The sequence below is a fragment of the Prosthecomicrobium sp. N25 genome (assembly GCF_037203705.1).
Classification (GTDB): domain Bacteria; phylum Pseudomonadota; class Alphaproteobacteria; order Rhizobiales; family Ancalomicrobiaceae; genus Prosthecodimorpha.
On record NZ_JBBCAT010000003.1, the window covers coordinates 556,590 to 569,623 of the forward strand.

Consider the following 13,034-nt stretch of genomic DNA (forward strand, 5'->3'; position numbering starts at 1 on the left):
TCGCGCGTTGTCGCTCGCCCGCCCCCGCCCCGAGGAGATCCGATGTCCGTCGCCGAAGTCCAGGAGACCCCCCTCGATCTCGGCGCCGCCGCGCCGATCGGAGCCCTCGCGGTCGGGCTCGTCCGGCTGGCGGGTGCCGGGACGGGGCCCCTGGTCCACGTGGCGGGCACGGCCGAGCGGGCGGATGCCTTGGGGGCGCTCCTCGCCGCGCTCGCGCCGGAGCGGCGGGTCGCGGTCCTGCCCCCGTGGGATTGCCTGCCCCACGACCGCATCGCCCCCTCGAGAGCCGTGATGGGCCGCCGCGTCGGGGCGCTCCGCTGGCTCGGCGACCCGGACGGGCGGCCGGACATCGTCGTCACCACCGCCCCGGCCCTGATCCAGCGCATCCCGCCCCGCGCGATCCTGAGGGACGCCCGCGTCGAGGTCGGGACCGGCGAGGCCCTGGACGACGAGGCCCTGCGGGCGCGGCTGCTCGAGATCGGCTATTTCGAGGACGAGCGCGTCGACGAGCCCGGCGAGTTCGCGATCCGCGGCCTGGTGGTCGACCTCTACCCGGCCGCCGCTCCCCTGCCCTGCCGCATCGAGCACCGGGACGGCCGGATCGTCTCCATCCGCTCCTACGATCCCCTCTCCCAGCGCAGCGAGGTCGAGACGGACCTCCTGGTCATCGACGCCGCCTCGGAGGCGATCCTGCCTCCCGAGGAGCGCGCCCGCTTCGCCCCGGTGCCGGCGGAGCACCGCCTGGCCGCCGTCTATCCCGCGCTGGAGAGCGTCTTCGACCTCGTCCCCGACGCCCGGCTTTCCCTGGAGACCGAGGCGCGCGCGGCCGCCGCCACCTTCCGGGACTGGATCGCCGAGCCGCCCCTGCCCGCCGCCGGCGCCGCCGGGCGCGGCAGCGACACCGGCCTCTACCTGGACGCCGAGACCTGGGAGCGCGAGGTCGCCGCCCGTCTCGTCGCCGAGAGCCGCGCCGGCGACGATCCCGACGCGGCCGTCCCCCGCTATGCCGAGACGGAGTGGCCCTTGCGCGCGCTGCAGGACGACGTCCGTGCCGTCACGGGAGCGGGCGGCCGGGTCGTCCTCGCCGCGACCGGCGAGCGCCGGCTCGCGCGCCTCGCCCGCCGGGTCGCCGACGAGGCGGGCGCCGAGCCGATCCGCGCCGGATGCTGGGCCGAGGTCGTGGCCGCCCCGGAGGGCTCGGTGCTGGCCATGATCCTGCCGCTCGACGAGGGGTTCCGCCTGCCGGACGGCACGCTGGTCGTCACCGCCCAGGACCTCGCCGGCTCGCGCGGCGACCGGCCCGGGGACGCCGGCCCCACCGCCTTTCCGGTCGACATGACGGTCCGCATCGGCGATGCGGTGGTCCATCTCGATCACGGCATCGCGGCGCTGGAAGGCCTCGATCCCATCGGCGACGGGACCGAGGGCGTGCGCCTGCGCTTTGCCGACGACGCCCGGCTGGTCGTCCCCCTCGACGAGGTGAACCGCCTCTGGCGCTACGGCTCGGAGGCCGAGGCCGTGTCGCTGTCGCGGCTCGGCGGCACCGCCTGGACCGACCGGAAGGCGGAGGTCGAGGCCGAGATCGCCGCAACCGCCGCTCGCATGGCCGACCTCGCCCGGGCCCGCGCCGAGCGGACCGCGCCCGTGCTGGAGCCGCCGCGCGCGCCCTACGAACGCATCGTCGGCCGCTTCCCCTATGCCCCGACCCGCGACCAGCGCGCCGCCATCGCCGCCACCCTGGCGGACCTCGCGTCGGGCCGCCCGATGGACCGGCTGGTCTGCGGCGACGTCGGCTTCGGCAAGACGGAGGTCGCCGTCCGCGCCATCGCGGCCTGCGTGCTGGCCGGACGCCAGGCCGTGCTCGCCGCGCCCACCACGGTGCTCGCCCGCCAGCACGCCGCGACCCTTCGCCGCCGCTTCGCCGGCCTCGGCTTCGAGATCGCCGAACTCTCCCGCCTGGTCGAGCCTGCCGAGGCCCGCCGGGTCCGCGCCGGCCTCGCCTCCGGCGAGATCCGGCTCGCCGTCGGCACCCACGCCCTCGCCCAGAAGGGCGTCGCCTTCCACGACCTCGGCCTCGTGGTGATCGACGAGGAGCAGCGCTTCGGCGTCCGCCACAAGGAGCGGCTGCGCGCGCTCGCGGCGGACGTCCACGTCCTGACCCTGACCGCGACCCCGATCCCGCGGACCCTGCAGGTCGCACTCGTCGGCCTCAAGGACCTCTCGGTGATCGCCACCGCCCCGGTCCTGCGCCAGCCGATCCGCACCGTGGTGGCGCCCGAGGACGACGGCCTGATCGCCTCCGCGATCGAGCGGGAGCGTCGCCGCGGCGGCCAGAGCTTCGTCGTCTGCCCGCGCATCGAGGACATCGAGCCGATGCGCGCGCGCCTCGCGGGCCTGCTGCCGGGGGCCGAGATCCTGGCCGCCCACGGCCGCATGGAGGCGGGCAGGATCGACGACGTCATGCTCCGCTTCGCGGACGGAGACGGCGACGTCCTGCTGGCGACCGCCATCATCGAGAGCGGCCTCGATGTCCCCAACGCCAACACGATCCTGGTGCACCGCCCGGAGCGCTTCGGCCTCGCCCAGTTGCACCAGCTCCGGGGCCGCGTCGGGCGCGCCGCGCGGCGGGCCGTCGCCTGGCTCCTGACCGACCCGGCGCACCCGCCGTCCGACGCCTCGATGAAGCGCCTGAAGACCCTGGCGGCCCTCGACCGCCTCGGCGCCGGCTTCGCTATTTCGGCCCGGGACCTCGACCTGCGCGGCGCCGGCGATCTCGTCGGTGAGGAGCAGGCTGGACACGTGAAGGTGATCGGGCTCGCCCTCTACCAGCACCTGCTCGGCCGCGCCCTCGCGGCCGCCCGGGGCAAGGGAGAGGCCGAGGACTGGGCGCCCGTGCTGAACCTCGGAGTGCCGGCCGCGATCCCGGCCGACTACGTGCCCGAACCCGAAGTGCGCCTCGATCTCTACTTCCGGCTCGAGCGGCTCGACACCCAGCGCGCCGTCGCGGCCTTCGAGGACGAGTTGGACGACCGCTTCGGCCCCCTTCCCGCGCCCGCCCGCGACCTCGTGGCCGCCGCGCGCGTCCGCGCCGCCTGCCGCCGCCTGGGCATCGCCCGAATCGACGCAGGACCACGGGCGATTGCCGCCACGTTCCGCGCCATCCCGCCGGAAAAGGCCGCGCAGCTGGCCGAGGAGGGATTCGCGTGGAGTTCAGATCGCCTCCTGGCGCGGACGGAGACCGACGACTCCGGCCGCACGGCGGCGGTCGTGAAGATGGTCGCCCGGATCGCCAGGACCCTGCGGGACGATCGGGCGGGGCGGGCGTGACGCCGGGCCTCCGGCGCCTGCCGCTCGGGTCTGCGGGCGCGGGGCCCGTCCTGCCGCTCAGTTCTGCTGGCGCGGGGCCTCGTCCTGCCGCTCGCGCCGCTCGAGTTGACGAAGCAGGCGCGCCATCTCGCTGGGGAGCTTCTCGCTGACCTCGTAGTAATGACGGATCTTATTGTAAAGCTTGAGATCTCTGTAGTGTTCCTGCGTATGCATGCCTCACCCTCCGCCGCATTTGTCTAAAATGAAATTCACATGCGACGGAGTGGTTCGAACTTGGCAGTGGAACAATTGCTCCATGGCTAATAATTTATTACGGCTCCGCTCCCGCCTATCCTTGCTGAGCATCGGCCTCCTGGGACTTCTCACGCTCGTGCGCGAGCTCACTGGCGAAGTCGGCGAGCGCCCGCGCGCTGCCGAGCCGGCCTTCCTCCAGTTCCACCAGATGTTCCGCCAGCAGCCAATGCTCGAGGTCGCGGCCGTTCGGCCGGCCCTCGATTTCCCAGATCAGGCGGGCGCGGGCGCGGATGCGATCCTCGCGAGTCGTCGACATGCGGCACTCCATCCGTCGGTCGGTCGAACCGACCCTTGTCAGGAATACTAGGGCTTGAAAGTGGTGATCCTGTGAAGCCTCCGCCTCCCGGAACCAGCTCGCCCGGCGCGGGTTGCCCGTGCGAACCGCGAAGGGAGACCGGCATGGCACGGATGAGCTACGAGATCAGGGGCGGCGAGGGATCCTGGACCGTCAGCGGCACCTCCGGACCGCCCGGCCTGGACTACCTGACCAAGGAAGCCGCCTTCGAGGCGGCCGTCGGCTCGGCCATGAACGCGTTGCGCGAGGGCCACGAGATCGTCATCACCGTCCCGGGTGCGCGCCCCGACGGCACCACCCTCGGCAACGAATCGGTCCAGCCCCTCTGACGTCCAACACCCCGCCGGGTGCGGCGCAGGGTCAGCCGGTGCCGGGGTCCGCCTCGTCCGGGTCTCTCTCGCCGGGACCGCCCGGCAGGGCGCCGGCCCCGGGCGTGGCGATCGGGTTCGTCAGGCCCGGCCGGGCATGCGGTCCCGCAGCCGGCGTTGCCTCGGTGCGACCTGGGGGGCGCGGCGCATCCCCGGGTTTCGGGCCGTTCTCGTCCTGCATCGTGCTGTCCTCGTGACGGAGGCGTCCGGCCCGAACACCGCAGGCCCGCGCCCCGTTCCCGGCGACGCTACCTGGCGAGCGACACGGTTCCGCCGATCGGTCCGACCCCGTGCGGGACCGGGATGTCGGTCGAGGAATAGCCGGTGTTGAGGACGAGGTTCGGCCCGGAGCGCAGCTCCAGCCGCTTGGCCACGATGATCGTGTAGGCCGAGAGGTCCGCGACCTTCTGGGGCGCGTCGACCAGGAGCCGCCCCCGCGGCAGATAGATGGTGCCGAGCAGGTTGCGGGCGTTCTCGCTCAGGATCCGGTGCTCCTGGAGCTCTCTCACCGACCGATCCTCGAAGATCAGGAATCCGGCGAGCGGCCCGTCCTTGGGAGCCGTGAGATCGATCGTCGACCGCGCCATGAAGCGGACAACGGCCTCGCGCCCCTTGAAGTGCAACGACACGTTCTGCCCCGAGAGGCTCCCGTTCTCGACCTTGAGGGGGCCGTCCTTGATCACGTAGATGCCGGGCGTGAGCTTCACGATCGCCCCGCCCGTGATCGTGAGCCCGCCGCAATAGGTGCCCGGCGAAAGCGTCGAGGACCCCTTGTCGATGGTCAGCGCCGTCGCCTTGCAGGGTCTTTCCGCCGGCGGCGCGCGGTCCGTCAGCGGGTCCGGCAGCGGCGGGCAATCGGAGAGCACGTTGGGGACGAAATTGGTCGAGGCGCCGAGGAACCCGCCGGCCGAGCAGATCAGTTCCGCCTTCAGCACCGACGTCTTCTTGCCGGTGATGCCGCGGTCGCTGCGCGAATTGGAGTAGACCGCGCAGCCGTCTCCGGTCAGCCGGGACTCGTTGTCCATCAGGATGGTGCCCTCGGCCGCCTCGTCGAGCGCGATGACGCAGATCGGCGGCCCGGCGGTCGCGCGTGCGACCGCCGACACCCCGACGGAGTAGTCCGATCCCACCATCGGGATCGGCAGGGGCATGTGCGAGCGGGCCGTGATGTCGACCTGCACGGACCCGAGGTCCTGTCCGACTCGGGCCGTGACCTCCACGCCGGTCCGGCCGGCGAGCAGGCTCTGCGCATACCCGGTCGCCACCGCTTCCACGAAGGCCGCATCGGCCCTGGCGAAGGTCAACTCGCGCGCCGCGCTCGTCGCGGCCGCGTCCGCGACGCCCTGCAGCATGGAACGGTCGTTGGCTATGATCCCGTAGTTGATCGCCGCCCCCGCGCAGCCGAGGATCACCGGCAGCGTCAGCCCCAGCGTCGTGGCGGCGCCGCCGCCGCGCGCGCGGACCAGCCCGCGCCACGCGGTCGCGAGGGAGCGGCAGCCGCTCATGCGGCGCTCCTGGAAGAGGCGGAGGCGGCCGGCGCGACGGGGGCGTCGTCCTCGGCCGCTTCGAAGATGCAACGCCGCGGGAGCACGAGACGCACCGCCGTCCCGGGCTCCGGACTGCGCGCCGCGACCTGCAGCCGGCCGCCATGCAGGTCGGCGGCACCGCGCGCGATCGCGAGCCCGAGCCCCAGGCCGCCGGTCTGGCGGGTCGTCGACATGTCGGACTGGGTGAAGGCCTCGAGGCAGGCCTCCACGCGGGCGGGGTCGATGCCCGGCCCGCCGTCCTCGACGGTGAACACCAGGTCGCCCGCCCCGTCGCGCCCGGCTGCGATGCGGCAGTCGATCCCGCGGCCATGCGACACGGCGTTCTCCAGCAGGTGCCGGAGTGCGTTGGTGACCAGCTCGCGGTCGCAGGTGATCTCCAATCCAGGTTCCGCGATCTCGACCGCGATCGCCGCAGGGGACGTGCCGGGCGACGCCCCGACGCCCCCGACCGCCGCCTCCACGAGCCGGTCGAGACGGTATTCGGCGGCCTCCAAGGCCCGATCGTTCGACATCATCTGCGCGTATTGCAGCATGTCCGAGAACGTGGACAGGAGCCGCTTGCCGGCTGCGTTGATGAAGTCGAGATAGCCGACCAGTTCCGTGACGCTGGCTCCCGCCCCGAGCTGCCCGCGCATCAGGTCCGTGAAGCCGATGATCGTGCTGAGCGGAGTCCGGAACTCGTGCCGCATGGCGGCGAGGAGGTTGGTCTTCAGTGCCGACAGCTGCTCGGCCCGGTCGCGCGCCTCGCGCACATCCCGGTCCATCCGGCTGTTGCGCATCACGTAGCGGATCTGGTGGCTGAGCTGCCGCCAGTTCACCGGCTTGGTCGCGAAGGCGGTGGCGCCCATTTCGAACGAACGGTCGATCGAGACCACGTCCTCCCGCCCTGTGACCATGATCACCGGCAGGTGACGAAGCCTCTGATCGGCCCGGATGCGGCCGACCAGCTCCAGCCCGTCCATCTGCGGCATCTCGATGTCGACGAGGGCGATGTCGAAGTCTTCGGCCGTCAGCCGCTCCCAGGCCTCGACCCCGTCCTTGCAAGATTCTACAAGTGCCGTAGGTGTCGACAAATGCACTTTTGCGAATTCAGCCAGAATCATGTCGTCGTCGACGAACAGGATCCGTATCTGTTCGTCGAGCACATAGGACCAGGCATGATGCGAGGCGGGCAGGTCCGACATGTGATCTCCTGCTCCGAGATCTAAGGCTTGCCTCATTAAGAATTCTCTTCGGGAGATCCTTAACGCATTCGTGAAGAATACAGCCTATTTTGATCGCCGACCGACCAACGAGCCCATCGTGATCAGACAGCGCCCCGCCCGCCCCATCGCCCGCAAGCTCGCGCTCCTGGTCACGGCCTCGCTGGCGACGGCGGTCCTCGCCTTCGCGGGTTTCTCCGCCTGGACCGAGACCCGCCGCTACGTGGAGATGCGCCGCGACGCCCTGCTCGGCACCGCCGCGGTCTTCGCCTCCGTGTCCTCGACCGCCGTCGCCGGCGGCGACCGGACCGCGACGCTCCAGGCACTCCGCGCCATCGGGCGCATTCCCGGCCTGCTGCACGGGCGGGTGGAGACACCCGAAGGCCGCGTCTTCGCGGCGCTCGGCCAGGCCACCCGCCTCGACAGCGACCCGCTGCTCGGCGAGGGCGCCCGGCAGGATTCCGTCTGGGAGGTGCTCACCAGCCGCACGATCCAGGTCTCTGCGCCGATCTACGCCTCCGGGACGCCGGTCGCGCGCCTGGTTCTCGTCGCCGATACCTCGGGCCTGCCGCAGGTCCTGCAGAACGCGCTCCTCGCCATCGTGGCGGCCGCGGCGGCCGCGGCGGCCCTCGGCTTCGCGATCGCCGGACGACTCCAGCGGCGAATTACCGCGCCGATCCACCACCTGACCGCCGCCATCGCCCGGATCGGCCGCGACCACGATTACGCCGTCCGGGTCGAAGCCCGCAGCGACGACGAGGTCGGCCTGCTCGTCGACGGCTTCAACGCCATGCTGGGCGAGATCCGCGCCCGCGACGAGCGCCTGGAGGCGCACCGCCAGGGCCTCGAGGCGGAGGTGCTGGCCCGCACCCAGGACCTCGCCGTCGCCCGGGATTCCGCGGAGGCCGCCAACAGGGCCAAGTCCGACTTCCTCGCCACGATGAGCCACGAGATCCGGACCCCGATGAACGGGATCCTGGTCATGGCCGAACTTCTCGCCGGTGCCCCCCTTCCCGACCGCCAGCGCCGCTACGCCGAGATCATTGCCCATTCGGGCAAGGGCCTGCTGGCGATCATCAACGACGTGCTCGATTTCTCCAAGATCGAGTCCGGCAAGCTCGAACTCGAGCGCCTTCCCGTGGACCCGGTGGCGCTGGTCGACGACGTCATGGGCCTCTTCGCCGGCAAGGCGCGCGACTCCGGCCTGGACCTCGCCGCCGTCGCCGCCCTGGATCTCCCGGCGCGGATCGAAGGCGACCCGACCCGGCTGCACCAGATCCTGGCCAACCTCGTCAACAACGCCATCAAGTTCACCGAGCGGGGCACCGTCACGGTGACGGCCGGCCGCTCGGCCACCCGGCCCGGCGCGATCGAGTTCGCGGTCCGTGATACGGGCATCGGCATCGCGCCGGGGCGCCTGCCGCATCTCTTCTCCGCCTTCACCCAGGCCGAGCAGTCGACCACCCGCCGTTTCGGCGGGACGGGCCTCGGGCTCGCCATCTGCCGCCGCCTCGCCGACGCCATGGGCGCCGCCATCGAGGTCGAGAGCGAGCCCGGCCGCGGGTCCGTCTTCCGTCTCGTGCTGCCGGCCGGGGAGGCACGCCCGGCCCCCTGGCCCAGGCTGGCGGACGCCGCCGACGGCCGCGCGCCCCTGGTGGCCCTGGCGGTCGCGTCCGAACCGGCCCGCGGGGCCCTGCGCCTCTACGCGGAGGCCGCCGGCGCCCGCGTGCTGGAGGTGTCGACGCCGGCCGGTGTCCCGCCGGAGGCGTGCCTCCTCGTCGCGGACGCGTCGGCCCTGGCGGATGCCGGACCCCGGGCCGGCGGCGGTCCCGTCGTCGCCCTCGCCCCGCTTGGCGACGACCGGTCCGACGCCGCCCTGGCCGCCGGCCGCGCGCTGCGCAGCCTGGGCGCGCCGGTTTCCCGCCGCGAGGTGGAAACGTTGCTCGCCGACCTGGCGGCCGGCCGTGTCGAGCAGCAGGGTCGGCCGGCGGTCGGCGGACCGGTCCTGCCGCGCTTCGAGGGCCTGAAGGTACTCGCCGCCGAGGACGGGGCCGTCAATCGCGAGGTGCTCGCCGAGGCGCTCGGCCTGCTCGGCGTCCGGCCCGACTTCGTCGACGACGGGGCAGCCGCCCTCGAGGCCCTGGCCCGCCGGCGCTACGACCTCGTGCTGATGGACGGCAGCATGCCCGTCCTCGACGGCTTCGAGGCGACCCGGCGCCTGCGCGCCCGGGAAGCCCAGGCAGGCCTGCCCCGGCTGCCGGTGGTGGCGCTCACCGCCCACGTGCTCGGCGCCGCTTCGCAGGCCTGGCGGGAGGCCGGCATGGACGGCGTCCTGCACAAGCCCTTCACGTTGCGCGCCCTCGCCGAGACCCTCGCGGCCTTCGCCCCCGCCGCCCAGACCTCCACGGCCGATGTCGCCGAACCGGCGCCCGTGCTGCCGGCGCCGGCCGGTCCGGTCCCGGAGGCCGCGCGCGCCGAGCCGGCCGGCGGCGAGGACCCCGCCGTGGACCTCGATCCCGCCAAGCTCGCCGAGCTCGACGCCCTGGCCCGCTCGGGCCGCCCGGATTTCGCCGCGCGCGTCTTCGGCCTGTACCGCGAGCATGCCCCGCAGTCCCTGGCCGCGGCCGAAGCCGCCGCCGCCACGGGCGACGGCGAAGCCCTGGCGCGCGCCGCCCATGCGCTGAAGTCCATGAGCCACAACATCGGCGCCCTCCGGGTCGCCGCCGCCGCCGCGGCGCTGGAACAGCACGCCCGCGGCGCGGAGCCCCCCGGGCCAGACGACGTGGCCCCGCTCGCCCGCCGGCTCGCCGCCGCGCTCGCGGCCGTGGAGGCCCGCCTCGCGCCGGATCGGGACGCGCCGGCTGCCGAACCCCTGCCCGCCCCGCCGGCCGACCCGGATCTCGCCCTCGCGGCCCCGCTCGCCGAGGCCATCGCAGCCGATCGCCTGTCGCTCGTCTACCAGCCCCAGGTCGACCGGAGCGGCGCGATCCAGACCGTCGAGGCCCTCGTCCGCTGGACCCTGGACGGCGTCTCGATCCCGCCCTTCCGGTTCGTGCCCCTTGCCGAACGGACCGGCCAGATCGCCGCGCTCGGCGCCTGGGTCCTGGCGCGCGCCTGCCGGGAGGCCTCGGCCTGGTCGGGCGTCCGCCTCGCCGTCAACGTCTCCGCCGTCGAGATCTGCCGCCCGGACTTCGTCGACGCCACCCTCGGCATCCTCGCCCGCGAAGGCTTCGATCCCCGCCGTCTCGAGATCGAGATCACCGAGACGGCCATCATCCACGACGAGGCTGCCACGCTCGACGCCATCCGGCGCCTGAAGGCGGCGGGCGTCACCTTCGCGCTGGACGACTTCGGCACCGGCTATTCGAGCCTGATGCATCTCCGGCGCTATCCGTTCGACCGGATCAAGATCGACCGCGACTTCGTGGCCGGGGTGACGGCTGCCGTCGACGCGGCGACCATCGTCCATGCGGTCGTCGGCATCGGCCGCTCGCTCGGCATGAAGGTGATCGCCGAGGGCGTCGAGACCGTCGAGCAGCAGAAGTTCCTGCAGGCCGCGGGCGTGCACCTCCTGCAGGGCTACCTTACGGGCCGCCCCATGCCGGCCGCCGACCTGGGCAGGCTCGTCCCTTCCGGCCCACGCCTCGCCGCCGGCTGAGGCCGGCCCGGACGCGTCACTGCAGAAGGGCGCCCACGAAGCCCGAGATCAGGTCCGCCGTCCGCTCCGGCGCTTCGACGCAAGGCAGATGGCCGGCGCCGTCGATCACCTCGAAGCGGGCACCGGGAATGATCTCCGCCGTGCCGCGCACCAGGTCCGGCGGGGTCGAGAGGTCGGCCGAGCCGCACAGGAGGAGCGTGGGCACCATGATCGATCGCGCCTCCCGCTCGAGGTCCGCGTCCCGGATCGCCGCGCAGGATCCGAGGTAGCCGTCCACCGTGGTGCGCACCAGCATGTTGCGCCAGCCCGCGACCTCCTCCGGATAGGCCGCCCGGTAGCCGGCCGAGAACCAGCGTTCCATCACCGCGTCGCCGATCGAATCCAGCCCGCCCGCGCGGATCGCCTCGATGCGCTGGTTCCAGGTCTCGGCCGTGCCGATCCGATGGGCCGTGTCCATGAGCACGAGCGCGCGCACCAGGTCCGGCCGCGCAGCCGCCAGCCCCTGCGCGATCAGCCCGCCGATCGACAACCCGACCACCACCGCGCCCCGGATGCCGAGTGCATCGAGCACGCCCGTCAGGTCGGCGACATGGAGGTCGATCGTGTAGGGCTCGCGCGTCGCCCCCGTCAGCCCGTGGCCGCGCTTGTCGTAGCGCAGCATGCGCAGGCCCTTCGGCAGGAGCGGCACGACCGCGTCCCAGACCCGCAAGTCCGTCCCGAGCGAGTTCGCGAACACGACCGGCATGCCCCCCTCCGGCCCCTCGAGCGCGATATGGACCTCGATGCCGTTCGCCCTGACCATGCGCATGGGTATCCTCCTCCGCCGCCCGCCGAGTATGGCCGGGCCGGGGGCGGCGTGGAAGCCGAGACCGGAGGATTGCGCCGCGGCCGCGACCCTCCGCCGCCGGGGGGATCGGCCGGACCCTGCGTCCCGCGCCGACTTGCCCGCTTGCACCGGCTTGCGCGCCGGCCGATACGGAGGCTCCGACCAGGAGACCGCCATGGCTCGCCCCGAACCGACCGTCCGCGCCCGCCTCGAGTCCATCCTCGCCGCCATCGAGGCGGCCGGCGGCGACGGGGGGCGCGCGTTCCGCAAGGTGCATGCCGCGGAGGCCCGCGCGGCCGCGGACGCCGCCGACGCCCGCGCCGCGGCCGGGTCGAGGCTCGGACCGCTCGACGGCTGCCTCGTCTCGGTCAAGGAGCTCTTCGACATCGCCGGAGAGACGACGACGGCCGGGTCCCGGCTCCGCCTCGGGGCGCCGCCCGCCGCCGAGGACGCCGAAGTGGTCCGCCGGCTGCGGGCCGCGGGCGCGATCCTGGTCGGCCGGACCGCCATGAGCGAGTTCGCCTTCTCGGGGGTGGGGATCAATCCGCATTTCGGCACCCCGGGCAATCCGGCCGACCCGGACCGGATCCCCGGCGGCTCCTCGTCCGGCGCCGCGGCGACGATCGGGGCGGGCTACGCCGACCTCGCCATCGGCAGCGACACGGGCGGGTCGAGCCGGATCCCGCCCGCACTCTGCGGCCATGTCGGCCTGAAGCCCTCCACCGGCCGGATCCCGATCCGCGGCGCCTTCCCGCTCTCGACGACCCTCGACACGGTCGGCCTGCTGGCCGGCTCCGTCGGCCTGGCGCGCGCGGCCTTCTCGGTCCTGGCCGACGGCGCCGGCGCCCCGCCCGGCGCGCCGGACCCCGCCCGCCTCCGTCTCGGGCTCGTCCGCAGCCCGCGCCTGCTCGCCGAAACCGAGCCCGAGATCCTCGCCGCCTTCGTTGGCGCCTGCGGCCGCCTTTCCGCCGCCGGCGCCGCGATCGAGGAGGTCGGCATGGAGGACCTGCTCGACGGGATCGCCGGCCTGAACGAACTCGGCACCTTCCCGGGGATCGAGCTCGCCGCGACCCTGAAGGGCGAGTTCCCGGCGCGCGCCGCGCTCATGGATCCGCTCATCGTCGCACGGCTGGAGCGCATGCTGGCCGTGCCGGCGCTCGACTACGTCCTGATGCAGCGCCGCCGCGCCGCGCTGCTCGAGGCCGTCCGCCCCCGCTTCCGCGACCTCGACGCGCTGATCCTGCCCACGGTCCCGATCCGTGCCCCGCGGATCGCCGACCTCGCCGACCCCGCCGCCTTCGCCCGCGCCAACCTCCTCCTCCTGAGGAACACGATCCCGGCCAACATCCTCGACCTGCCCTCCGCGTCCGTCCCCCTGCCCATGCCGGCCGGCAGCCTTCCGGCCGGCCTGATGCTCATGGGCGCCTCCGGCACCGACGAGACGCTCTGGGCCGTCGCCGAGACGGTCGAAGCCGTCCTGGCCCGCCCGGCCGCCGCCGCCTGAGGACCGCCCCGCC

The 13,034-nt window shown here is 73.6% G+C and carries 9 protein-coding genes; 4 read left to right on the top strand and 5 right to left on the bottom strand.

Annotation, left to right across the window (positions count from 1 at the left end):
• Positions 1–42 precede the first annotated feature (42 nt).
• On the top strand, positions 43–3,327 hold the full coding sequence (locus WBG79_RS21825; protein WP_337359332.1) for a TRCF domain-containing protein: 3,285 nt from the start codon (positions 43–45) through the stop codon (positions 3,325–3,327).
• Positions 3,328–3,384: 57 nt separating this feature from the next.
• Here WBG79_RS21825 and WBG79_RS21830 read toward each other — a convergent pair whose 3' ends face one another.
• Positions 3,385–3,540 (bottom strand): hypothetical protein, encoded by a 156-nt coding sequence (locus WBG79_RS21830; RefSeq protein ID WP_337359333.1) that lies wholly within the window; start codon positions 3,538–3,540, stop codon positions 3,385–3,387.
• Between the two features lie 115 nt (positions 3,541–3,655).
• Complete coding sequence (locus WBG79_RS21835) at positions 3,656–3,877, bottom strand: DUF2934 domain-containing protein (RefSeq protein ID WP_337359334.1); 222 nt, start codon at positions 3,875–3,877, stop codon at positions 3,656–3,658.
• Positions 3,878–4,020: 143 nt separating this feature from the next.
• Here WBG79_RS21835 and WBG79_RS21840 point away from each other — a divergent pair, with 143 nt between their 5' ends.
• Positions 4,021–4,245 (top strand): hypothetical protein, encoded by a 225-nt coding sequence (locus WBG79_RS21840; RefSeq protein ID WP_337359335.1) that lies wholly within the window; start codon positions 4,021–4,023, stop codon positions 4,243–4,245.
• Positions 4,246–4,532: 287 nt separating this feature from the next.
• On the opposite strand, the gene WBG79_RS21845 is transcribed toward WBG79_RS21840, so the two are convergent.
• Positions 4,533–5,789, bottom strand: a complete 1,257-nt coding sequence (locus WBG79_RS21845; protein WP_337359336.1) for a TadE/TadG family type IV pilus assembly protein — start codon at positions 5,787–5,789, stop codon at positions 4,533–4,535.
• Positions 5,786–7,015 (bottom strand): hybrid sensor histidine kinase/response regulator, encoded by a 1,230-nt coding sequence (locus tag WBG79_RS21850; RefSeq protein ID WP_337359337.1) that lies wholly within the window; start codon positions 7,013–7,015, stop codon positions 5,786–5,788. Before WBG79_RS21850 ends, WBG79_RS21845 begins: the two co-directional genes overlap by 4 nt.
• Before the next feature lie 118 nt (positions 7,016–7,133).
• On the opposite strand from WBG79_RS21850, the gene WBG79_RS21855 reads away from it, so the two are divergent.
• A complete protein-coding gene (locus WBG79_RS21855; RefSeq protein ID WP_337359338.1) occupies positions 7,134–10,691 on the top strand; it encodes an EAL domain-containing protein in 3,558 nt (1,185 codons plus the stop codon).
• 16 nt (positions 10,692–10,707) lie between these two features.
• On the opposite strand, the gene pcaD is transcribed toward WBG79_RS21855, so the two are convergent.
• Complete coding sequence (gene pcaD / locus WBG79_RS21860) at positions 10,708–11,499, bottom strand: 3-oxoadipate enol-lactonase (RefSeq protein ID WP_337359339.1); 792 nt, start codon at positions 11,497–11,499, stop codon at positions 10,708–10,710.
• Positions 11,500–11,692: 193 nt separating this feature from the next.
• On the opposite strand from pcaD, the gene WBG79_RS21865 reads away from it, so the two are divergent.
• Positions 11,693–13,021, top strand: coding sequence for an amidase family protein (locus WBG79_RS21865; RefSeq protein ID WP_337359340.1), 1,329 nt, complete (start codon positions 11,693–11,695; stop codon positions 13,019–13,021).
• Positions 13,022–13,034: the final 13 nt, after the last annotated feature.

Coding starts and splice junctions, on each gene's coding strand:
- WBG79_RS21850 (WP_337359337.1), bottom strand. CDS start 7,015: ATGTCGGACCTGCCCGCCTCGCATCATGCCTGGTCCTATGTGCTCGAC.
- pcaD (WP_337359339.1), bottom strand. CDS start 11,499: ATGCGCATGGTCAGGGCGAACGGCATCGAGGTCCATATCGCGCTCGAG.
- WBG79_RS21845 (WP_337359336.1), bottom strand. CDS start 5,789: ATGAGCGGCTGCCGCTCCCTCGCGACCGCGTGGCGCGGGCTGGTCCGC.
- WBG79_RS21865 (WP_337359340.1), top strand. CDS start 11,693: ATGGCTCGCCCCGAACCGACCGTCCGCGCCCGCCTCGAGTCCATCCTC.
- WBG79_RS21830 (WP_337359333.1), bottom strand. CDS start 3,540: ATGCATACGCAGGAACACTACAGAGATCTCAAGCTTTACAATAAGATC.
- WBG79_RS21840 (WP_337359335.1), top strand. CDS start 4,021: ATGGCACGGATGAGCTACGAGATCAGGGGCGGCGAGGGATCCTGGACC.
- WBG79_RS21835 (WP_337359334.1), bottom strand. CDS start 3,877: ATGTCGACGACTCGCGAGGATCGCATCCGCGCCCGCGCCCGCCTGATC.
- WBG79_RS21825 (WP_337359332.1), top strand. CDS start 43: ATGTCCGTCGCCGAAGTCCAGGAGACCCCCCTCGATCTCGGCGCCGCC.